The 21453-nt window shown below is 61.8% G+C and carries 23 protein-coding genes; 8 read left to right on the forward strand and 15 right to left on the reverse strand.

Features of this window, described 5'->3' with window-relative positions; all coding sequences use genetic code 11:
- Positions 1-288 precede the first annotated feature (288 nt).
- The 3 genes from O1Y97_RS14110 (at position 289) to O1Y97_RS14120 (ending at position 2264) form a co-directional block, all read left to right on the forward strand.
- Positions 289-921 (forward strand): DUF5343 domain-containing protein, encoded by a 633-nt coding sequence (locus tag O1Y97_RS14110; RefSeq protein WP_318761422.1) that lies wholly within the window; start codon positions 289-291, stop codon positions 919-921.
- Between the two features lie 38 nt (positions 922-959).
- Positions 960-1451 carry a TIGR02391 family protein gene (locus O1Y97_RS14115; protein ID WP_318761423.1) on the forward strand — a complete coding sequence of 164 codons (492 nt, stop codon included), beginning with the start codon at positions 960-962 and terminating at the stop codon, positions 1449-1451.
- 126 nt (positions 1452-1577) lie between these two features.
- Complete coding sequence (locus O1Y97_RS14120) at positions 1578-2264, forward strand: hypothetical protein (RefSeq protein WP_318761424.1); 687 nt, start codon at positions 1578-1580, stop codon at positions 2262-2264.
- A gap of 166 nt (positions 2265-2430) precedes the next feature.
- Here the strand turns inward: O1Y97_RS14120 and O1Y97_RS14125 are convergent, their stop codons facing one another.
- From O1Y97_RS14125 to trbB, 11 genes are read right to left on the reverse strand one after another with little or no spacing between them, the layout of a single operon-like run.
- Complete coding sequence (locus O1Y97_RS14125; RefSeq protein WP_318761425.1) at positions 2431-2661, reverse strand: DUF2274 domain-containing protein; 231 nt, start codon at positions 2659-2661, stop codon at positions 2431-2433.
- Positions 2658-3806: a TrbI/VirB10 family protein gene (locus tag O1Y97_RS14130; RefSeq protein WP_318761426.1), complete on the reverse strand. Its 1149-nt coding sequence runs from the start codon at positions 3804-3806 to the stop codon at positions 2658-2660. The genes O1Y97_RS14125 and O1Y97_RS14130 overlap by 4 nt, the downstream gene beginning before the upstream one ends.
- Positions 3803-4783: a P-type conjugative transfer protein TrbG gene (gene trbG, locus O1Y97_RS14135; protein ID WP_318761427.1), complete on the reverse strand. Its 981-nt coding sequence runs from the start codon at positions 4781-4783 to the stop codon at positions 3803-3805. The genes O1Y97_RS14130 and trbG overlap by 4 nt, the downstream gene beginning before the upstream one ends.
- Positions 4780-5469, reverse strand: a complete 690-nt coding sequence (gene trbF, locus O1Y97_RS14140; protein WP_318761428.1) for a conjugal transfer protein TrbF — start codon at positions 5467-5469, stop codon at positions 4780-4782. The genes trbG and trbF overlap by 4 nt, the downstream gene beginning before the upstream one ends.
- Positions 5466-6815: a P-type conjugative transfer protein TrbL gene (trbL, locus tag O1Y97_RS14145; RefSeq protein WP_318761429.1), complete on the reverse strand. Its 1350-nt coding sequence runs from the start codon at positions 6813-6815 to the stop codon at positions 5466-5468. The genes trbF and trbL overlap by 4 nt, the downstream gene beginning before the upstream one ends.
- 3 nt (positions 6816-6818) lie before the next feature.
- Complete coding sequence (trbK-alt, locus tag O1Y97_RS14150; RefSeq protein ID WP_318761430.1) at positions 6819-7106, reverse strand: putative entry exclusion protein TrbK-alt; 288 nt, start codon at positions 7104-7106, stop codon at positions 6819-6821.
- 19 nt (positions 7107-7125) lie between these two features.
- Complete coding sequence (gene trbJ, locus O1Y97_RS14155; protein WP_318761431.1) at positions 7126-7899, reverse strand: P-type conjugative transfer protein TrbJ; 774 nt, start codon at positions 7897-7899, stop codon at positions 7126-7128.
- Entirely contained in the window at positions 7896-10352 is a 2457-nt protein-coding gene (gene trbE, locus O1Y97_RS14160; protein ID WP_318761432.1) for a conjugal transfer protein TrbE, read from the reverse strand. Before trbE ends, trbJ begins: the two co-directional genes overlap by 4 nt.
- A gap of 10 nt (positions 10353-10362) precedes the next feature.
- Positions 10363-10626 carry a VirB3 family type IV secretion system protein gene (locus tag O1Y97_RS14165; protein ID WP_280223287.1) on the reverse strand — a complete coding sequence of 88 codons (264 nt, stop codon included), beginning with the start codon at positions 10624-10626 and terminating at the stop codon, positions 10363-10365.
- Positions 10626-10958: a TrbC/VirB2 family protein gene (locus tag O1Y97_RS14170; RefSeq protein ID WP_280226833.1), complete on the reverse strand. Its 333-nt coding sequence runs from the start codon at positions 10956-10958 to the stop codon at positions 10626-10628. The genes O1Y97_RS14165 and O1Y97_RS14170 overlap by 1 nt, the downstream gene beginning before the upstream one ends.
- Entirely contained in the window at positions 10955-11890 is a 936-nt protein-coding gene (gene trbB / locus O1Y97_RS14175; protein WP_404801176.1) for a P-type conjugative transfer ATPase TrbB, read from the reverse strand. Before trbB ends, O1Y97_RS14170 begins: the two co-directional genes overlap by 4 nt.
- Before the next feature lie 535 nt (positions 11891-12425).
- Here trbB and O1Y97_RS14180 point away from each other — a divergent pair.
- A complete protein-coding gene (locus O1Y97_RS14180) occupies positions 12426-12560 on the forward strand; it encodes a YHYH domain-containing protein (protein WP_318761434.1) in 135 nt (44 codons plus the stop codon).
- Positions 12561-12634: 74 nt separating this feature from the next.
- Positions 12635-12946: a hypothetical protein gene (locus O1Y97_RS14185; protein ID WP_280226838.1), complete on the forward strand. Its 312-nt coding sequence runs from the start codon at positions 12635-12637 to the stop codon at positions 12944-12946.
- Positions 12947-13365: 419 nt separating this feature from the next.
- Here the strand turns inward: O1Y97_RS14185 and O1Y97_RS14190 are convergent, their stop codons facing one another.
- Genes O1Y97_RS14190 through O1Y97_RS14200 form a run of 3 tightly spaced genes read right to left on the reverse strand, consistent with a single transcriptional unit; the run spans position 13366 to position 17534 of the window.
- Complete coding sequence (locus tag O1Y97_RS14190) at positions 13366-13773, reverse strand: ribbon-helix-helix protein, CopG family (protein ID WP_280226840.1); 408 nt, start codon at positions 13771-13773, stop codon at positions 13366-13368.
- 4 nt (positions 13774-13777) lie between these two features.
- Entirely contained in the window at positions 13778-15748 is a 1971-nt protein-coding gene (locus O1Y97_RS14195; RefSeq protein WP_318761435.1) for a conjugal transfer protein TraG, read from the reverse strand.
- A 22-nt stretch (positions 15749-15770) separates the two neighbouring features.
- On the reverse strand, positions 15771-17534 hold the full coding sequence (locus O1Y97_RS14200) for a relaxase/mobilization nuclease domain-containing protein (protein WP_318761436.1): 1764 nt from the start codon (positions 17532-17534) through the stop codon (positions 15771-15773).
- A 258-nt stretch (positions 17535-17792) separates the two neighbouring features.
- Here O1Y97_RS14200 and tnpA point away from each other — a divergent pair, with 258 nt between their 5' ends.
- The 3 genes from tnpA to tnpC all read left to right on the forward strand — a co-directional run bounded on the left by tnpA (position 17793) and on the right by tnpC (position 20638).
- Complete coding sequence (tnpA, locus tag O1Y97_RS14205; RefSeq protein ID WP_318761437.1) at positions 17793-18689, forward strand: IS66-like element accessory protein TnpA; 897 nt, start codon at positions 17793-17795, stop codon at positions 18687-18689.
- Positions 18686-19039 carry an IS66 family insertion sequence element accessory protein TnpB gene (gene tnpB / locus O1Y97_RS14210; RefSeq protein WP_067965081.1) on the forward strand — a complete coding sequence of 118 codons (354 nt, stop codon included), beginning with the start codon at positions 18686-18688 and terminating at the stop codon, positions 19037-19039. Before tnpA ends, tnpB begins: the two co-directional genes overlap by 4 nt.
- A gap of 72 nt (positions 19040-19111) precedes the next feature.
- Entirely contained in the window at positions 19112-20638 is a 1527-nt protein-coding gene (gene tnpC / locus O1Y97_RS14215) for an IS66 family transposase (RefSeq protein WP_318764215.1), read from the forward strand.
- 106 nt (positions 20639-20744) lie between these two features.
- On the opposite strand, the gene O1Y97_RS14220 is transcribed toward tnpC, so the two are convergent.
- Positions 20745-21281, reverse strand: a complete 537-nt coding sequence (locus tag O1Y97_RS14220) for a lytic transglycosylase domain-containing protein (protein ID WP_455423974.1) — start codon at positions 21279-21281, stop codon at positions 20745-20747.
- Positions 21282-21453: the final 172 nt, after the last annotated feature.

The following is a 21453-nucleotide window of genomic DNA, read 5'->3' on the forward strand; positions in this document are numbered from 1 at the left end:
AGGGTTGTTTGCCAAGACGCCGCGAGGCGACCGACGCGCAGTCGGCCAGCTACTGAGTGTCTGGTATGCGCCTTAATATCGGTCGTTCGGATTGACGCGCTCCGCGGTGAAAGCTGCCGTTGATGTCGGTAGCCCAAAACGGCCAGTATGAGGTGGGAAGCGGACAGGAGGCTTTTGAAGTCATCGCAATCAGACACCAATGGACTAAGTGGATAATTGAAGGTGGTGTTGACCTCGCACCTAACTCGGCGGAAGTGTAGAGCACTTTAACCAATTGGAGGGGCAACATTGGCAAGTCATCCGTATATCTCAGGTTCAGGCAACATCACGCAGATGATTGGCTACCTTAAGAAGAATTTTCCGGCGACCGTTACCTCTGAAACGATCAAGAAGTACGGTTTGGCCTCTAATAACGAGAGTTACGTGATCAACGCCCTCCAGTTCATAGGGCTGATCGATGAGGAGGGGAAACGGCAGGAAAATGCTCACGATGTGCTGACGACGCACGACGAGGAGGAATTTCAGTCAAAGTTCGCTGGGCTGATAAAGACTTCTTATTCCGAGCTGTTTGAGATGTACGGAGATGAAGCTTGGACCCTGCCGAAAGCGAAGCTCATTGGCTATTTTCGGCAGTCCGATAAGACAAGCGACGTTATCGGGGCCCGTCAGGCCGCTGTGTTCCAAGCCTTTCGCTCCATTGCGGGATACGAAGTATCAGCCGAGCCGAAGGGGGCGGCAGCTGCAGGAGGGAAGAAGCCCAAAGCAGCTGCGGCCAAAGTCCCGAAAGCTAAAATTGAAGCTGCTCCCTTGGACGTCGCCGACCCTGCACATCCGAGTGCTAAAGTTCCCCCGAAGCCGGACATGGCTCTTACGGTCCGCATAGAGATCAATCTACCGGCAGAGGGGACTCAGGATACATAAGACGCGATCTTCAAGAGCATTAAGACTCATCTCTACCCATGAAGTCGCTAGCTGTCTTTGAGGCGATTGTTAGAGCGACCAAGAATGTTGGCGAGCCGCATTTAAGCGAGGCACATGTTAGCGTTCATCCGTTCGACGAGCGCAACATCCATCCCGACATCTCGAAGGTGTCGTTGAAGCTGTTCGATAACGGCCATTACTCCCACGCAACGTTCGAAGCGTTCAAGCTCATCGACAATCGGGTGAAAAAATTATCCGGCGTCAAAGACACCGGATTCAGTTTGATGATGACAGCCTTCGATCCAAAAACCCCACGGATTCAGCTTAATGAACTTCAGAGTATGAGCGACACCGATGAGCAGTTGGGTTTCCGGCACGTGTTCGCAGGAGCAATGTCTGGAATCCGAAATCCCCGTGGCCACGACAACGAAATTGATAGGCCCGACACCGTTGACCTCTGCTTGGACCATCTCTCCGTGGCGTCAGTCCTTCTCCGCACGCTTGAGAACCGTAAACTTCCGCTTCCATAACCAGGCCGCCCCGGCATGACGCGGCCTTCAGTCTTATCGTAGTAAGATAGATTGGTGAGTTCATGCTCGAAAATTTCGCCCCGTGTTGTCGGGGGTAAATAGCTGATCGCGAACACGAGGGTGGCCGTGCCGGTATTTGGAATACGCATCGACACAAAGCAATCAGCGAGCAAGGCACTGCTTTCAACAGATCTGGCTTTGAGCGCTCAAATTCTCGAAGTCGTCCACACGTTGGCACTTAGTGAGCAGCAACGGTGGAAGTCAGAATACGAGATTATGGAGGACGTCCATGGCGGCGAAGCCGACGCTAAGTCGTCTTACCAGAAGCTACAGGGGCCGCTGACCATCAAGGTTGTTCGCTTCAGCAATCCGTTTGACGTAGTTGCCTTCGTCAAGGGCGTCACCAAGCCGATGGTCGATGCGGTCCTTGGTCGGATCTTGTTTTATAAACAGGAAGTGCAGCGCCGCGACCTTGAGAACTCACAAATAGCACGATCATTCGTACTTGGTGACCAACAGGTCGCTCTGAAAAAGCAGGACGTCGCACTACGCCGCCAAGAGGTTGCGCTTAAAAAACAAGAGGTGGCTCTGAGACGGCAGGAAGCGATCGAGAAGAAGATCGAGAATGCTGGCAAGGTCATGTTGCTCTTAGAGGAGGCTAAACGGCAGGATGCGCGCCAAGGCGATGAGCACATCATGCGCGCGCTAGCTGAGATAATCGCGGATCAAGGGGCCACGCTCGGCAGTGGCAACGTGCAGGTTTACTTCCCCCCGCCGCCGAAGCCGAAGGTCCGGAGGCGCAAGCGCCCATAGTTGCGAAGTTCGTAAGACCTCGACGCAAGTCGACGGTTTTCATTCCGATGCAGTATTTTGAGTTGTGCACCTCTAAGAATACGGCGCAGCTACGTTGCCGCTTGCATAGGGCTTGATGGCCGCAATTGCCCGAACCCTCTTCGACAGCTGTCAGCACTGCGCCGCCCTACGGATCTGGATGGGCGTTCCGGCGAGCCTTTGCAAATCCTCGATCGGTGTCGATAAAGCGCTGGAGCATCGGTACGATCAACCGGACTGGCTCGGTTGCCGGCTGACCGCTCTCACGGCCGAGGACATCAGCATAAGTTTTGAGATCGCGATGCAGCGACGCTGGAAGCTCCAACGTCACCTTGACGGGCCTGTCGTCGGCGATAGGCCCCAACTTCAGCTTGGTCATTGCGTTGCTCCATAAGGCTCAAGCACGAGGTCGCGCGTGACGATGACGCGTACCGGGAAGCCCGGCCGGATGGTCAGCGTCGGCGCGACGTTGAGCTGCCTGCGGATGATCTGCTGGCCCGCGTCGTTGATAGTGTCCTGCGCTCCCTCGCGGATTGCGCGCAATAGCCGGTTCTCGTCGTCGATCGCCAACTCTGCACCAGCGGCAAGCAGGGTGGAGAGGCCGGCGGCTTTCGCCAGATCCCACCAATGATAGTCGACCCCATCTTCAAGGCCGGCATAGCCTTGCGCATCGGCGCCCGGCTGACGCTCGAGAACAATGGAGCGGCCAGTCGGAAAAATGAGCCGGTTCCAGACAAGGAGTGCGCGGCGCTGGCCGAATTGGACGTTGTTGTCATACTGCCCGATGATCCGCGTCCCCTGGGGCACGAGCAGGGCTCGACCGGTTGGGCTGTCGTATATGTTCTCCGTTACCTGCGCGGTGACCTGTCCGGGTAGATCGGACCTGATGCCAGTGATGAGCGCGGCCGGGATGACGGCACCGGCCTGGAGGACGAAGGGCGACGCCGGCGGCATGACGCGGTCGCGCGCCACTGTACGTCTGTCAGCAGCGGCGTTGAGGAAAGCCAGTTGCTTGTCCTGTGCGGTCTGCTCGCCAGGCTGGCCTTCCAGGCCAGCGCCCGGAAAGCCTGACGCTGGTTCTTCCGTCCCGACCGTTGCGGCCGATCCTCCCCGTGACTGGAAAAAGACGGTGCTCGTCCGTGCGGCCTCTTCCTCAGCGCGCCGGCGCTGTTCCGCTTCGTTGACAGCCGGTGCCATGATCGCGGGCGGCACAACGGGTTGCCCCCTGCTTTGGGCGTTGAGGATAGGCCGGCCGAGATCGCCGGGTAGCGCTGGCCCGAGGATCGGGCCGGTATAGTCGCGTGGCAAGCCGGCTAGACCATCGGCGGGTTGCCGATTGGCCGTCGAGTAGAGTTCTTGATCGTCAGCGTCAGACACGCGCGTCTGAAGCGCATAGATCAGCGCTCCGCCGATGCCGAGCAAGGCGACGACGCCGACTCCGACGATGACTTTTGGCGACAGGCGGGTGATGCGCGGCGTTTCGGCGCGAAGGCGCATCGGAGCGACATTGTCTGTCTCACTCATGACCATGGCCTTCCATCAGTGCGCACTATCCTTACAGTCTGCTGCCGATCGCCGCCGCCAAGACGAAGTTCGGCTGCGCCGAACAGGCGATCGACGATCAGGACGTGTTGGTAGATGCGGCTGTTGGCGATCTGGGCTTCGCCGTCCGGGCCGATGATCAACAGTGGCGGCATCTCGCCCTGCACGATCCCGCGTGGAAACTCGACAAATACGCGTCGGCCGTCGTCATAGACAGCGACAGGCCGCCAAGGTGGATTGTCGCCCTTAAGTCCGTAGCGATAGTTCCGCGCTGCGACAGGCGGAATGAGGGGTGTTGCTGGAATGGCCTGGCGCTGTCCGGCTGGCTGCTTTGGATAGGCCCAGGCCACCGCCGGCATATATGGCTTTTCGCCGGAACGCAGTTCGATCATGTAGGTGCGCCGGTCGGTGGTGATGACGAGGTTGGTCGAGATGTCGGCGCTCGTGGGCTTAACCAACACATGGACACGCCGGCTGATCCCGCTACCACTCTCGGTGTCTCCGATGATCCAGCGTGCGGTGTCACCTGCGGCGATCGGGCCTGCACCGGTCAGGCTCTCGCCGAGCTCGAGCGTGATGTTGGTGATCTGTCCGGGAGCGGCATAGACCTGATAGAGAGCGCCTTCGCTCCAGGGATAAATCTGGATGGCATTGTAGTAGCCTTCGCGACGTGGCTGGATGCGCGCGGCGGCATTGGCATTGTCGACACGCGCTATCGGTGTCGACGCGGCGGTACCGCCACGTGTCGGGGTCCAGGCTGGTGGGATATGGAGAGGCTTCGGTCTGTCATCTGCCGCCGGCATAGGGATCGCCGGGAGGGGCGGCACGTCGGCGTCGTAGCTGATCACAGGCGGTTTGTTTGTGGCGCAGCCCACGAGCATGGCGGAAAGCAAAAGGACTGGAGCTACGGATTTGCGAAGGGACAGGTTGCCGCCTCTTCGGATCGTCGGCCGGTTCATTGGCTCATCTCCTGTGACCAGTTGATGGCGTTGACGTAGATGCCGAGCGGATTGGCGCGAAGCCTTTCGGCATCGCGTGGCGGCTGGATCACGTTGGTCAGGATCGCAGTCCAGCGCTGGGTCGTGGAGAGCTTCCCGCTCTCATAGTGGCGCTCGGTCCAGGCGACGCGAAACGAGTCCGGCGAGGCACGGATGACCGAAGAGACCTCAACGGCGATCTGTTGCTTGCCGACCTTGGTGAATGGGTCATTGGTGCGAGCGTAGTCGTTGAGCGCCGCTGCGCCACGATCCGTGGTCCACTCATAGGCGCGCAGCCAGTTCTGGCGGACGATGATCGGGTCAGCCGGGATCGAGCGGACCTGTTCGATGAAGCGGGCGAGATGCCATGCGATCTGCGGATCGGTCGGCCGATAATCAGCACTTGCTGGTACGACAGCTTGCGCCTGACCGAGATTGTCGACTTGCACGATCCAGGGCACGACGGTCCCGCGCGTCGACTGCCAGACGAGTGCTGTGGCGAACATGCCAGAAAGGATTAGCGATCCAAACGCCATGTACCGCCAGTTCTTCGCCTGAACGCGGGCTGAGCCGATACGTTCGTCCCAGACCTGCGCGGCCTTTTGATAAGGAGTCTCGGGTTGAGGGGTCTTGCCGTAATGCGCGGCGGGTCGCGAAAAGAGGTTCATGAACGATCACTTATTTGAAGGTTGACGGAAGAGGCGGAGGCATGGCTGTCCCCGGAGCGGACGGCGTGCGCGGTTGTCTGGATGGCATGGCCGATGTCGCCAGACCGGCGCATACGCTGCGCCCAGCCGGGCGGCGCGCTGGGAGCATGGATGGTGGAAGCGGGCGCAGTTTCACTCGCGCCTCCGACCGAGCCCATGGTCGAGGAGCCGCCGGTCGCGTTGAAGCCGGCCTTGACGCCCTCGGAGAAGCTTGACTTGACGCTGGCTGCAGCCCTGCGAAGTGGCGATGTCACAGCGCTGCCGGCGGCATGTGCGACGCCCCCGAGTCCGGATGCGCTGCTGGCCGCTCCGGACTGACCGAGGGATGCGACTGAATAGGCAGAAGATGCCGCGCCAGCGGCGGATGCACCGCCACGGACGGCCGCCGCGCCATTCGAGAATGCTGCAGCGCCGCCTTTCGCCGCAAGACCAGCAGCACCAGCAGCGGCCAGCGTCATACCACCTGCGGCGAGACCCGTGCCCACCGCCGCTCCTGCGCCAAGCTGGGGCCCACCGCTGACTAGCCCCGACGCAATGCCGGGACCGAAGATGCCGAGACCAAGCAGCGACAGCGCAGCGAGCACGACAGCCATGGCGTCGTCGATACTCGGGGTGTGACCGCCGAAGCCTTGCGTGAACTGGCTGAACAGTGTCGAACCGATACCGATGATCACGGCGAGCACCAGCACTTTGATGCCGGAGGACACAACGTTTCCAAGCACACGTTCGGCCATGAAGGCGGTCTTGCCGAACAGGCCGAAGGGGATCAACACGAAGCCGGCCAGCGTGGTCAGCTTGAACTCGATCAGCGTGACGAAGAGCTGGATGGCCAGAATGAAGAAGGCGAGGATGACCAGCGCCCATGCGAAGAGCAGGCAGGCGATCTGGATGAAGTTCTCGAAGAAGGCCACCCATCCCATCAAGTCGGAGATGGACTCGAGCAACGGCCGGGCGGCATCCAGCCCGGTTTGTGCCACCTTGCCGGGGCGCATCAGGTCCGCCGTCGAAAACCCCGTGCCGGAGCCCTTGAGGCCGAGGCCCGCGAAACTGTCGAAGACGATATTTGCCAGATTGTTCCAGTTGGAGATGAGATAGGCGAAGACGCCGACAAACAGTGTCTTCTTGACCAGCCGCGCGATGATGTCGTCGTCAGCGCCCCAGCTCCAGAACAGGGCCGCCAGCGTCACGTCAATGACGATCAGCGTGGTGGCGATGAAGGCGACTTCTCCGCCGAGCAGTCCAAACCCGCTGTCGATGTAGCGGGCGAAGACTTCGAGGAAGTTGTCGATGACGCCGGCGCCGCCCATGCTTCACCGCCCTTCCTGAATTTGCGGAGCAGGAGGCATGGCCGCGCGACCAAGGAATCGGTCGCGGGTTTCCGCCCAGACGCGCAGGCATTCGGCGTCTTCAGCCGCCTTCAGTCCAAACTGCTGGCAACGGCGCTGTCTCTCGTGCAGCGGATCGCTCTCGGCCCGCAGCACCTGTACCGGTGTCGTCGCGGGCACTGCTTCCTTCCGGGTCAATTCGATCGCTGTCGCCGTGATGGCGACGGCCACGAACACGACTGCGCCGAGGCGCGCCAGCATCCTGCCGTCCATAGATGTTCTCCTCTGGCCGTCAGTTGCCATTGTTGAACATGCGGGCATTGCCGGGCTGATAGCTGGAACCCGGGGTCAGGAAGCGGCGGCGCTGCTCGCGGCCCTGTTCGGCAGCGGCTGTGCGTTCGGCGTCGGTCAGTGCCTGCGCCCGGCCGTTGGCGGCGATGACAGCGGTGAGGTCGGCGAGTTGCTGAGCCTGGAGCGCAAGTAGCTGGTTGCCGGCTTGTGTTGCCTGGAGTGCGCCGGCGGCATTCTGGCTCTGGCCGATCAGCGCCGACATCTGGGCGCGATTGGTCTCGATGTTTTCGACGGCGCCGGCCTGAACGCGCATGGCGTCCTGCAATCCGCCCACGGTGTTCTTCCAGCGTGTACGCGCATCGGCGATGAGCTCCTGATCGGAGGCCGACAACGACACGCTGCCGTATTTCTGTTCGAACATCTGGTCGATCTGCTGCACGTCGAAGGCGATGTTCTGCGCCTGGCTGAGAAGCTGCTGCGTCTTCTGGACCGACTGCTGAAGCTGCTGGAGAGACGAGTATGGCAGGCTCGCCAGGTTCCTCGCCTGGTTTATGAGCATCTGCGCCTCATTCTGGATACTTTTGATCTGGTTGTTGATCTGCTCAAGCGTGCGGGCAGCGGTGAGCACGTTCTGTGCGTAGTTGGTCGGATCGTAGACAATCCGACCAAAGAAGGCATGCGCTGGGCTCGTCAGCGCGGGCGAAAGCGCACCGGTCACAGAAAGAACTGTCGCCGCAATCAAGGCAGCGCGAAGGGTTGAGGGTTGGGTGGTCATGGCGTGGGCTCCTTCTCAGGCTGGGGGACGAGATTGGTGAGGTTGGGGATGAGGTCGACCGCCCAATCGACGCCCCGGGCGCGCAGCCAGGCGGCAAGGAAGCCGTTGCGGCCATGTTCACCGTGGATCTGCGCAATCAGCGTTTGGTCGGTTTTTGAGGATGCGGCGCAAAGCGCGAGGGCGACCTCGGAAAGGCCGAGTTCAAACAGCCGGTTGCCGCGCCGAGACTGACAATAGTAGTCGCGCTTAGGCGTAGCGCGCGCCAGGATTTCGATCTGGCGGTCGTTGAGGCCAAAGCGACGATAGATTGCGGTGATCTGCGGTTCGATTGCGCGTTCGTTCGGCAGCAGGAGCCGGGTCTGGCAGCTCTCGATGATGGCTGGCGCGATCGCGGAGCCGTCGATGTCCGATAGCGATTGCGTGGCGAAGATGACGCTGGCGTTCTTCTTCCGCAAGGTCTTCAGCCACTCCCGGATCTGGCCGGAGAAGCCGTCATCGTCGAGTGCAAGCCAACCTTCGTCGATAATGATGAGAGAAGGCGAGCCGTCGAGCCGGTCCTCGATGCGGTGAAAGAGATAAGAAAGGACTGCCGGCGCGGCAGCCGTTCCGACCAGTCCCTCGGTTTCGAAGGCCTGGACCGATGTCTCGCCGATCTGCTCGAACTCGGCGTCGAGCAGCCGTCCATAAGGACCGCCAACGCAGTAGGGGCGTAGCGCCTGTTTCAGATCATTTGACTGGAGAAGGACGTTGAGGCCGGTGATCGTGCGCTCATGCACCGGAGCACTGGCGAGAGAGGTCAGTGCCGACCACAGATGTTCCTTGATCTCTGGCGTGATCGATACGCTCTCACGGATCAGGATCGACACAATCCAGTCGGCTGCCCAGGCGCGCTCCGGCACATGATGGATGCGTGCGAGCGGCTGGAGTTGGACCGGCTCGCCGATATCGCCACTCAGGCCGCCACCAAGATCGTGCCAGTCGCCCCCCATGGCGAGTGTGGCCGCGCGGATCGAGCCGCCGAAATCGAAAGCAATGACCTGCGAATTGCGATAGCGCCGGAACTGCAGTGCCATCAGAGCGAGCAGCACTGATTTGCCCGCACCTGTTGGACCTACGATCAGCGTGTGACCGACGTCGCCGACATGAAGGCAAAAACGGAACGGGGTTGAGCCTTCGGCCTTGCCGAACAGCAGAGGGGGCGCTGCGAAATGCTCATCTTCTTGCGGTCCTGCCCAAACAGCCGAAAGCGGGATCATGTGAGCGAGATTGACGGTGGAGATCGGCGGTTGCCGCACATTGGCGTAGACGTGACCGGGCAGCGAACCGAGCCAGGCGTCAACGGCATTTATGGTCTCGGGCACGCATGTGAAGTCGCGCCCTTGGATGACCTTTTCGGCGAGCCTCAGCTTTTCGTCGGCGACACGCGGATCGGCGTCCCAGACGGTGAGCGTCGCTGTGACGTAAGCCTGTCCGGCATAGTCGGCGCCCAGTTCCTGCAGGGCGAGATCGGCGTCGGCAGCCTTGTTGGCCGCATCTGTGTCGACCAGGGCCGCAGCCTCGTTGGTCATCACCTCTTTCAGGATCGCTGCGATCGACTTGCGCTTGGCAAACCATTGCCGCCTGATCTTGGTCAGCAGCTTCGTGGCGTCGGTTTTGTCGAGGAGGATGGCGCGGGTCGACCAACGATAGGGGAAGGCGAGGCGATTGAGCTCGTCGAGGATTCCAGGTGTGGTCGCGGTCGGAAAGCCGACGATGGTGAGAATGCGAAGATGTTGGTCGCCAAGACGCGGTTCGAGCCCGCCGGCAAGGGGCCGGTCCGCGAGCAACGCATCAAGATGCATCGGCGTTTCGGGAACGCGTACTCGATGGCGTTCGGTCGAAACGCAGGCATGGAGATAAGACAGTGTCTCGACATCGTCGAGCCATGCGCAATCGGGCATGAAACCTTCGACGAGTTGGAGCATCCGGTCGGTGCGGTCGACGAACCCGATGACGATCTCACGCGGATCGACGCCGGGTTCGGCTTTGCCTTCGTAGAGCCAGCTTTCCGCGCGCGCGGCGTCCTCGGCCGGTGGCAGATAAGTGAAGGTCAGGAAATAGCTGGACTCGTAGTGGGCCCCGGTCTCTTCGAAGCCAGCCTTGCGTTCGGAATCCACCAGGGCGGAGGCGGCGTCTGCGAATGTGCTTTGCGGATAGGCGCCGGCTGCATGACGCTGGGCTTCGACGAAGATCGCCCAACCCGAGCCGAGGCGCCGGAAAGCGTTGTTAAGACGGCTGGAGATCGCGACCAATTCGGCGGCAACCGAGCTGTCGAGATCCGGGCCGCGGAACCGGGCGCTGCGCTGGAGACTGCCGTCCTTGTTGAGGACAACGCCCTGGCGCACGAGCGCTGCCCATGGCAGGAAGTCCGAGAGACGGGCATTGCGGTTTCGATATTCGGCAAGGTTCATCATGGCGATCACCTCACGCCCTGAGGTGGCCGGGGATGCGCAGATGCCTGCGCACAACGTCGGCGAACATCGGATCGCGCTTGGCGGCCCAGACGGCGGCAAGATGTCCGATCAACCCCAGCGCGATCCCGATGATCCAGAGCCGCAGGCCGAGCCCGAGGGCCGTGGCAAGTGTGCCGTTCAGGATGGCGATCGAGCGCGGGGCGCCGCCAAGAAGGATGTGTTCCGTGAGTGCCCGATGAACAGGTGCGCTGAACCCTGGGACCTGTTCCTCCATCAGACGAGCGCTCCGCCGCCGAAGCTAAAGAAGCTGAGGAAGAAGCTCGATGCGGCGAAGGCGATCGAGAGGCCGAAGACGATCTGGATCAGACGCCGGAATCCGCCCGAGGTGTCGCCGAAAGCGAGCGTCAGACCGGTCACGATGATGATGATCACGGCGATGATCTTGGCGACAGGGCCTTCGATCGACTGAAGGATCTGCTGCAGCGGCTGTTCCCAGGGCATGGACGAGCCCGCGGCGTGTGCGACAGGGGCGACCAAGAGTGCGAGGGCGGTGACCGAGCAGAATGCCGCGATGCGGCGTCCGGCTCGGGATATGGGCGAGGTCATGCGGACGTTCCTTCGTTGTTGGAGGGGACGGGGGCGATGCGGTAGTCGCCACCGGGGCCGAGCCCTTCGACGCGGGCAAGTTCGGCCAGCCTTCGGGCGGACCCGCGCCCCGAAAGCACCGCGACGAGATCGATGGTTTCCGCGATCAGTGCGCGCGGGACGGTGACAACGACTTCCTGAATGAGTTGCTCGAGGCGGCGCAGGGCGCCGATGCCAGTTCCGGCATGGATGGTGCCGATGCCGCCGGGATGGCCGGTGCCCCAGGCTTTGAGGAGATCGAGCGCTTCGGAGCCGCGCACTTCGCCCACGGGAATGCGGTCGGGCCGCAGTCGAAGTGACGAGCGAACGAGATCGGAAAGGGAGATGACGCCTTCTTTGGTGCGAAGTGCCACGAGATTGGGCGCGGCGCATTGCAGCTCGCGCGTGTCTTCGATCAGGACGACGCGATCTGAGGTCTTGGCGACTTCTGCAAGAAGCGCATTGGTGAGCGTGGTCTTGCCGGTCGAGGTGCCACCGGCAACGAGAATATTGGCGCGCGCGGCGACTGCCTGACGCAGGGCAGTTGCCTGCTGCGCTGTCATGACGCCGGCTGCGACGTAATCGTCGAGGGTGAAGACAGCGACGGCCGGCTTTCGGATCGCAAAGGCGGGTGCTGCGACGACGGGTGGCAGCAGTCCTTCGAACCGCTCTCCAGTTTCGGGAAGCTCAGCCGAAACACGTGGATTGCCGGGGTGTACTTCGGCGCCGACATGATGAGCGACAAGGCGAATGATGCGTTCGCCGTCATCGACAGAGAGTGTGCAACCGGTATCTTCAAGCCCGCCTGAGAGGCGGTCGATCCAGAGCCGCCCGTCGGGATTGAGCATCACCTCGACAATGGAGGGATCTTCCAGGAACCCGGCGATCGTTGAGCCCAGCGCGGTGCGCAGCATGCGCGCACCGCGCTGGGATACTTCGGAATGTCGTTGAGAATTCGCCACATCGTCCCCATTCTCGTTCGGGCGGCGCGCCGCGCGACCTCGATAGGGGACGATTAAGAGAGCCAGAAATCAGGCAGGTTCAACAGGTTTCAGGGAGCGTCGTAGAGTAGCGTGCAATTGCAGGAGAAGGGCGGGGCAGGAGGCCTCATCCGCGTGAGCACGCTCGCTCAAGGCCAGTGCAGGGGCAGGGGTACCCGCGGCATTCCTTGAAGAGTTATCATGGTGACTGTCGCTATCGTGGGTAAGTTGGCACCCTTGCTCCCCGGATGGCTGCTGCCCCTCCAAGTGCCGATCTTGTTCGTTCGGGACGACGCCTCGTCGCCGGTCGTTAGACCTTGGCCATAACAGCGCAAAGTCGTGCGCAACGCAGATACCGCCAAGGACTGAGCGAAATCGGAAACTAGTATACAAGGAAACGCTAATGTCACACTTGTAGAGAACGGGTATCCATGGTTGTGTTCGTTGTTGTTATAAAGTGGGGGCTCTAATGAAATACGCACTACTTGCCATTTACCTGATCTCTTCGGCAGCTGGAATCACCGCCGCTGTCGCCCATGGCGGAGGCACCGACGCAAACGGTTGCCATAACGACCGCAAGAACGGTGGCTATCACTGCCATTGAGGGCCGAACATCTGGTCTTGTGAACGCTCAGGGCGTCCAGGCGTCCTGAGTCCACCACAACGTAGAGGGACACCGTGAAAGTAGCGCTGATGGCGGCCTCCATGGCACTCGCCGCAACCACCCCCACATTCGCCCAGACCTTTATGGGCTATCCCTGCACCGTGGACTGTTCAGGACACGAAGCTGGTTACGAATGGGCTGAGCGCAAAGGCATCGACGACGAATCCGGCTGCGGTGGGAATAGCAACTCGTTCATCGAGGGATGCAGGGCATATGTCGAGGAGAATACTGATTCCTATGGTGTAGATGACTACGGGACTGAGGATGACGCCGACTCTGAGGACAGTGACAGTCTCTATGATCAAGAAGAGGGTGACGAGGAGTAGCGGCGCTTCGGTTCCCGCGTTCTTCCTTGGCTGGCTCTCTCGATAGTCTTTTTGAGAAGGGGGGCTTCTTTCACGGTCGCCCTTCGGGCCCTTGAACCCTGCTACCCTTGATACATTCGATTTCCAACAGAATGCCATCTCGGGGCGTGTAGCTCATGTAGATCGCCGGGGAACCGTGGTTCCTAGCTCTCGCGACGTGTACAACACGCTGGAGTACCCGATAGGCTCCCGCACCTACCAACTTAACCAGTTGGACAGCCACAAAGCTGGGGTCCCATAAATTCAGATATCTCGGGACAGGTGATGAAGATCACACCGAGCCGGGCCTCTACAAGCTCGTCCTCCGCTCAGCCCTAGTCCAAATGTTCCACCAACAATCGGCGATGCCCCGTTCGCCCTAAGAGCCGCCTATTGCAGTTTCAATTGCCCTCAACGTCTTCGGGAATCTCCCGCAGGAAGCTCTGGCCTTTCTGCAAACGCTTGCCCAGGGTTTCGACGAAGCCATCGAAACGTTCGCGCCCTTTGGCCTGAGCCGCAGCTTGCGCCTCCGGCGGTAATGGCGGAGTGATCGACAACCAGAAGCGGACGAAAAGGGCGAGTGTTTCCGCGGTGACGCCAAGATCGCGCTCCATCCGCTGGATTTGCCTGGACAGTCGGTCGAGCCGGCGTGCGAAGGCCGCTTCGCGCGCATCGGCGTGATCGGGCGACAGGAACGAACTGACGGCCGCCTCCACAATGGCCGACCTGGGCAATTTCTTGCGGTCGGCAAGCTCGTTGATGCGTGCGATAAGTTCCGCCGGCAGGGTCAAGTTAAGACGGTCGCGCATGTGCTTAGAGCTCCATTCCGTCGCCCGGATCGAGCGAGACCTGGCGAGCGATGCCGCTCATCTGGCGGCGCAGCGTCTGACGCTGTCGAGCGGTGTCCTCCGGCTCGTCGTCGAGGATATGCGCGAACTCCTCGGCCGGCTTCTGGTCAGCGGTTTCCTTTGCGATAGCAACGTGTTCGGGAAGTTCCGGTTCGCGGCGCAGGCCGGCATTGGCGCTATCAGGCCCTTCAGGGGCTGCAGGTACTGGCGGCAAGACTGTCGACCAGCTGTCGCAGCGACGGGTCTTGCCCAATTTGGCCGGATCCGGCGGCTGCATCACACGCTCGCGGAAGCGCACATCCTCATAGTAGCGCGCTTTCTTTGCCCGGATCGGCGGAGTGCCTGCGATCATCACGATTTCTTCGGACGGTGGAAGTTGCATGACCTCGCCGGGGGTGAGGAGGGGACGCGCCGTTTCTGAACGCGAGACCATCAGGTGCCCAAGCCATGGCGAGAGCCTGTGGCCGGCATAGTTCTTCATCGCCTTCATTTCGGTGGCTGTGCCAAGAGCATCGGACACGCGTTTGGCTGTCCGCTCGTCATTGGTCGCGAAACTCACGCGCACATGGCAATTGTCGAGGATCGAGTTGTTGGCGCCGTAGGCCTTTTCGATCTGGTTGAGCGACTGTGCGATGAGGAAGCTCTTGATGCCGTAGCCGGCCATGAAGGCAAGCGCGGACTCGAAGAAGTCGAGGCGGCCGAGAGCCGGGAATTCGTCGAGCATCATGAGGACGCGGTGTTTGCGTTCGGTAGCGTGCAGGTCCTCGGTGAGCCGCCGGCCTATCTGATTGAGGACGAGGCGGATGAGCGGCTTTGTTCGGGAGATGTCCGATGGCGGGACGACCATGTAGAGCGTCGCCGGCCTTGTGTCCGTGGTGAGATCCGCGATGCGCCAGTCGCAGCGGCTCGTCACCTCCGCGACGACCGGATCGCGATAGAGGCCTAGGAAGGACATGGCGGTCGACAGCACACCGGATCGTTCGTTGTCGGATTTGTTGAGGAGCTCGCGAGCGGTCGAAGCGACAACCGGATGCGGACCGGCCTCGCCGAGATGCTTCGTCGTCATCATCGCAGCGAGCGTCGCTTCGATCGGGCGGCGCGGATCGGAGAGAAAGGCAGCGACGCCGGCGAGCGTTTTTTCCGCCTCGGCATAGAGGACATGCAAGATTGCGCCAACGAGAAGGGAGTGGCTGGTCTTTTCCCAGTGGTTGCGCTTGTCGAGCAAGCCTTCCGGATCGACCAGAATGTCGGCGACGTTCTGTACATCGCGCACCTCCCATTCACCGCGACGAACCTCGAGCAGGGGATTGTAGGCGGCTGATTTCGGATTGGTCGGATCGAAGAGCAGCACGCGACCATGCTTTTCGCGGAAGCCAGCCGTGAGTTGCCAGTTTTCGCCCTTGATGTCGTGAACGATTGCCGAACCCGGCCAGGTCAGAAGTGTCGGGACGACAAGGCCGACGCCTTTGCCAGAACGTGTTGGCGCAAAGCATAGTACATGCTCTGGCCCATCGTGACGCAGATAGTCGTGATCGAGCCGGCCAAGCACGACCCCGTCTCGGCCGAGAAGCCCAGCGGCCTCCACCTCGTTCTTTTGGGCCCATCGTGCGGAGCCATAGGTCTGGACGTTCTTGGCCTCGCGAGCGCGCCAGACCGACATGCCAATGGCGACAGCGATAGCGATGAAGCCGCCTGAGGCCGCAATGAAGGCAGCCTCGTTGAAGATTTCGGGCGCGTAGGCGTCGAAGAAATACCACCACCAGAAGAAGGCGGGCGGATAGTAGATCGGGACACCGCCAAGACTGAACCAGGGCGTGCCGAGCTGTGCCTGGTACCCAAGCTGGCTGGCAACATATTGGGTCGCCGCCCAGGTGGTGGCGATCACGATCAAGAAGACCACTGTGATTTGGCCCCAGAGGATTTTGGTCGCCGACATGTGTGATCCTTTTCCGTCGTTGTCAGAGGCCGAGGTCGCGCTTGCGTCCGACCGACAGTTCGATGCCGCCGGCCACCTTCGCGACGCCGGCGACATGCTGACCGAGCTTGCGATCGAGATCGCGCGACCAGGGCACGAGCTGGAAGCCGAGACCGTCTTCAATCATTGCGAAGCGGCCAGAAGAGAGGGCAAGGCGCTGGCGCACGACGCCCGCGACGCGCTGCCCGGCTTGCGTCTTCACATGCGGCAAGCCGGTCTCGGCCGAGAGCTTCTCGCCGACGGCCTCGAGCTCGCGGCGACGAAGCGTGGCGAGGAGATCGCGTTGTATGATGATGCGCTGGCCGTCGCGCCGGGCGAGGCTCTGATCGGCGAGATGTTCGGCACGCGCCTGCATGGCCTCGCGAACCTCGCGGCCAAAACCGGCCTGCGACAGCGGCATGGCATCTCGCTCGACAAGGCGATGATCGATCCAGGTAGCACCCGGCGCTGTGACCTGCGCTTGAAGATCGTGATCAGATCGCATCGCAAGCACCAATGTCGGGCGTTGGTCGTCCGTACCTCCAATGCGACGGACTTCGACGATGCCACCATTTGCTGGCGCCTGTTCGAATGCCTCGACCCCCCGGAAGCGGACATGGTGGGCGCGCCCGTCAACCCCGTCAATGACGGCGTATGCCTCGCCGGTCGGTTCGTTGTAGAGGCCGCGATCGACGAGGCGCCCGACGATTGGCGAGCCAGAGGCTCCCCCGTCGACCACATAATCGCCAAAGCCGCGATCCTGGCCGCGCTCGGTGAAGGCCCGGTGCATCGTTTTGATGATGTCGCCACGCATGCCGAGATCGCGCAACGTGCGTTCAGCTTCGAGACCAACCACCCAATGTCCTGGATCGCCCTGAATGGCGAGCCCCAACTTCTCGATATGCTGGAGCCTGCCGATCATGAGGCGACGTAGTTCCGGATCAGCTGGGGCGGATCGGTCTGGCCTGAGATCGACATAGCCGGTCTCGTCGGCGGCGCGCTGAATCTCTCGGTCGATCCGCGTCCAACGCTCGGCACTGATTTCCTTTTCAAGTGCGCTTTGGATTTCGTGCTCCGGCTTCGGGCCAAGCTCCATATTGACGAGATCGTCGGCGCGGGAGCGCAGGCCGCGGCTGATGTAGTCGCGAGAAACGACGAGGTCGGCGCCGACGTCGTCGACGCCGCGCACGAGCAGATGCACATGCGGGTTATCTGTGTTCCAGTGGTCGACGGCGATCCAGTCGAGGCGCGTAGCAAGATCGACTTCCATCTGGTGCGCAAGATCTCGGGTAAAGGCTTTGAGGTCGGTCATCTCGGCTGCGTCCTCCGGCGAGACGATGAAGCGGAAATGATGCCGGTCGTCCTTGCAGCGATCGGCGAAGGCGAGATCGTCGGCACGGTCGGTGTTGGCGTCGAACATCACGCCCTTCTCGCCATCTCGGCTGACGCCCTCGCGCTTAAGATAGGAGACGTGGGCGGTGAGCGGTGCTGAACGGAATGCCCGCCCCTGATGGCGGGCGACACGCGCCTTGATGACGACGCGGCGGTGCGAGGAGAAGATGCGGGAGCGTCCGAAGACATTGCGCCCCCGTCCGAAGGTCGAGTGGCCGGGCCGGCGGCCCGGCTTGCCCGATGGAGCGCCGCCCGAGATGTGGCCGGCGCGCTTGGCCGCGGCCAGGACCTGATTGACGAAGCTCTTGGTCTTCGGCGTCTTCGTCGAACGGATGCGGCCTGGCTTGATGAGGAGGTCGCGGTCAACCTCGCTCATGACTGTGCCCGAGGTTGTGACCGCAGGCTGGTCGTGCACGTCGAAGCATTGAAAGCATTGGAACAATTCGGGCAGTATGCCCGCGACCGGCCCGCATGCCCGGGAAAACGCAAGCCATGCCAATGGCTTAACGCGTTTCGGGCAGGCGCTTTTATCTCGCCGTCCTCTGTCGTTTCGTAAGCGTCCGGTCCTGACACCTCGTTGGCGTAGTGCAAAATCGCAGCATGTGGAGTTCCTTCGTAGCGTGGAGGATCTCCGGTGAATTTGAGACATTTCGAGAACACGGCGCGTAAGTCCTTCTGGGTGATTCATGTCGAAGCGTGGCGTCAGAGCGGATTGGCGCGCACAACCTATTGCCGCCATCACCGTCTCAACCGGCGTACGTTCGAGCGCTGGCTTGACCACCTGATGGGCAAGGAAGCAGCGCGCAAACATGCGGAATCGCAGGCACAATTGCTCCGGGAAGCGTGTCCGCAACAACGCCAGAAAGGGCCGCGCCGGCGTCAACGCCAACGTTTTGGCGTAAGCACGGATGTGCGCAATCGTGCGCTCCGGGCGTTCTGGGCAATGCATGTCGAGGCGATGAACTGGAGCGGCATGTGCGTTCGCGAATACGCCGCGGCACTGCATCTTTCGCCCTATGCGCTGCGCCGTTGGCGTGACCGCTTGGAGGATGGCGAGGTTGAGATCGACTGGCGCGCGCATCTTCATCCCTCCGCCCGCCCGGCCGTTAGCACTAGTGCTAACGGAACGGCGCCCGAAAGCGACTTGACAGGTGCCGCCAAGGATGGACCGACGCCGCCTCCGCAAGCTGCCAGGCGCTTCTTCAGCGACGAGGAAAAGCGTGCCATCGCGCTGGAGAGCAACCAGCCAGGCGTGAGCGTCTCGGCCGTCGCGCGCAAGCACGGGATCGTCACGGGGATGCTGTTCCGCTGGCGCGTGCAGTTCGACGTGGCGCAGAGGAAGCGCGCAAAACTCGCATCCGTGACGCTACCAGATGACATGCCGGCGACGCTGGCCCTGCAGAGGTTCGTGCAACCACCTGACGGAATGATGGCCGTCGATCTGCCTGATGGGCGGCGCATGTTCGCGCCGGAAGGGTGTGATCCCGATGTCGTGCGCGCACGGATCGACAGCGGAGGGGTGAGCCCATGATGATCGTTCCGGCGGGCGTGAAGGTGCATCTGGCGTTGGGTCACACCGACATGCGGAAGGGACTCGACGGGCTCGCCATGCTGGTCCAGGCAACGTTGAAGCAGGACCCGTTCTCGGGTCATCTGTTTGCCTTCCGCGGAAAGAAGGCGTCGCTGCTCAAGATCCTGTTCTGGGACGGAAATGGGCTGTGTTTGTTCACCAAACGGCTCGACCAGGGCAGCTTCGTGTGGCCGCGTATGGCAGGTTATGACGGCTCGATCACGCTGACGCCGGCACAGCTTGCCATGCTGATCGAGGGCATCGACTGGCGCGCACCCGAACGCATCTGGAGACCGGCTCTGGCCGGTTGAAAACGTTCCGCCGATCGACACGGAAACTACCGGAATCCTTGGGTTTTTGAGCGGTTCATGGTAGATTGGATCATGTTGATCGATCTCGACAATCTGCCGTCCGATCCAGCACTTTTGCAGCGCCTGCTGCGCGATATGGCAGCTACCGTCGAGAGCCGCGATGGCGAGATCGAACGCCTCCAATCGATCATCAAGAAGCTCCAGCGGGCGCAGTTCGGCAGGCGTTCCGAGCGCCTCGACCCCGATCAACTGGCGCTCGCCCTGGAAGACCTTGACGCCGACATCGCCCGCATCCGGGAGAGCAGACCGAGCGTCCATCCACCATTGGAGCGGCCATCCCACCGCAAGCCGCTGCCCGATCATCTGCCGCGCGAGGACGTGCGACTCGACATCGACGGTATGGCCTGTGCGTGCTGTGGTGGCGCACTTCATGCGATCGGCGAGAGCGTCAGCGAGATGCTCGACTGGGTTCCGGCACAGCTGCGCGTGGTCCGCATCACGCGCCCCAAATACGCCTGCCGTGCCTGCGAGACCGTAGCGCAAGTGGCTGCGCCGGAGCGCTTGATCGCCGGCGGATTGGCAACGCCGGCGCTTCTGGCGCAGGTGCTGGTCGCCAAATATTGCGATCACACGCCGCTCTACCGGCAATCGCAGATCTTCGCCCGGCATGGTGTCGATCTGGCGCGTTCGACGCTGGCTGGTTGGGTCGGCGGCGCCTGCTGGTGGCTGGAAGCTCTGCACGAGCGGCTGGTGAAGAACATATTCGCCTCCAACCATCTGTTCGCCGATGACACACCGGTGCCGGTGCTCGATCCGGGCCGTGGACGCACCAAGACGGGGCGGTTGTGGGTCTATGCGCGTGAGCAGCGGCCCTGGGCCGGACCCGAGCCGCCGGCGGCAGTCTACCTGTTTGCACCGGACCGAAAGGCCGAGCGCCCGGTATCGCATCTTCAGCACTTCAAGGGCGTGCTGCATGTCGATGGTTATGCCGGCTTTGAACAGCTCGCTGCCAGTGGCGAAATCGTTCTTGCTGCCTGCTGGGCGCATACGAGGCGCAAGTTTTATGACGTGGTCGAAGCGACCGGATCGCCCGTGGCAACTGAGGCGCTGCGCCGGATCGGTGAAATATACGCCGTTGAGGCGGATGTGCGCGGACAGGCGCCGGCCCTCAGGCTTGCGGCCCGGCTGCAGCGAACGAAACCCGTTGTCGCCGCCTTCCACGCCTGGCTGGAAGTACAGCTTCAGCATATCTCCGGACGCAGCACGCTTTCCGAAGCGATCCGATATGCGCTGTCGCGCTGGACCGGGCTGACCCGCTTCCTCACCGATGGCCGTGTCGAGCTTGACACCAACCCGGTCGAACGCGCCATCCGTCCTGTTGCGCTCGGCCGCAAGAACCACCTGTTCGCCGGCAGCGATGGTGGCGGCGACCGCTGGGCAATCGTTTGCTCTCTCACCGAAACTGCCAAGCTCAACGATGTCGAGCCCTACGCCTATCTCGCCGACGTATTGCAGCGTATGCTCGACGGGCATCCCGTCAACGGCCTCGACGAACTCCTGCCCTGGGCGTGGAAAGTGCAAAGTCCCGTCAAGAGCTGACATCACGTGCAGCCACCGGACGCATACGTCGTTTCTCCAGCACTAACGCCGTACCTTGCCCAGCGCTGCCGGATGCCCGCCACACAACGCCCTTCTGCGACGACAGTCAAAACTGGTCTCCCATGCCGGTGCGCGCGGTGAAGAGGCCGTTCGAGCGCGGCGTGATGGCAACGGCATCGGGCATAACGGAGCGCTCCGCGGCTGCACTATTCTCGCGCTCGGACGACGTCGGCTCAGTGCCGGCGGGGGCTCGAACGAAGAGCGGCGAGCGGCGCCACTGCAGCGTTTCCGCGTCACCAGGCGCCACCGGCGTCGACGCCCGCTCGGTGAGTGAACCGCCGTTGATCAGAGTGGAAAGTGTAGCGACATAGGCAAGGGTTTCGGCCGGTAAAGGGTGGCCGGCGAGATAGGCTTCGTACCGTGTCGGGCCCGCATTATAAGCGGCGAGGAAACCCGGCGATCCGAAGCGATCATACAACTCGCTGAGATAGGCGGTGCCCGCCAGGATGTTGTCGCCAGGATCGAACGGGTCGTATCCGAGCAGCCATCGCGCGCGTAGCTCGTCCCAAGTGTTGGGCATGATCTGCATCAGACCATGGGCGCCGGCGCTGGACACCGCATGCGGGTCGCCAGCGCTTTCCATGCGTATGACGGCGCGTATCCAGGCAGCCGGAACTGCGAAGCGTCGAGAAGCTTCGGCTATGTGGGCGGCATAAGGATCACTAGGCTCCGATTGATGTATTGCATTGGCTTGCGCAATGGACGGGCCGACCGAGCAGGCCGACAAAAGGAGGCCGGAAAGAAGACGAAGCGCG

Source organism: Aminobacter niigataensis, assembly GCF_946995915.1.
Taxonomy (GTDB): Bacteria; Pseudomonadota; Alphaproteobacteria; order Rhizobiales; family Rhizobiaceae; genus Aminobacter; species Aminobacter niigataensis.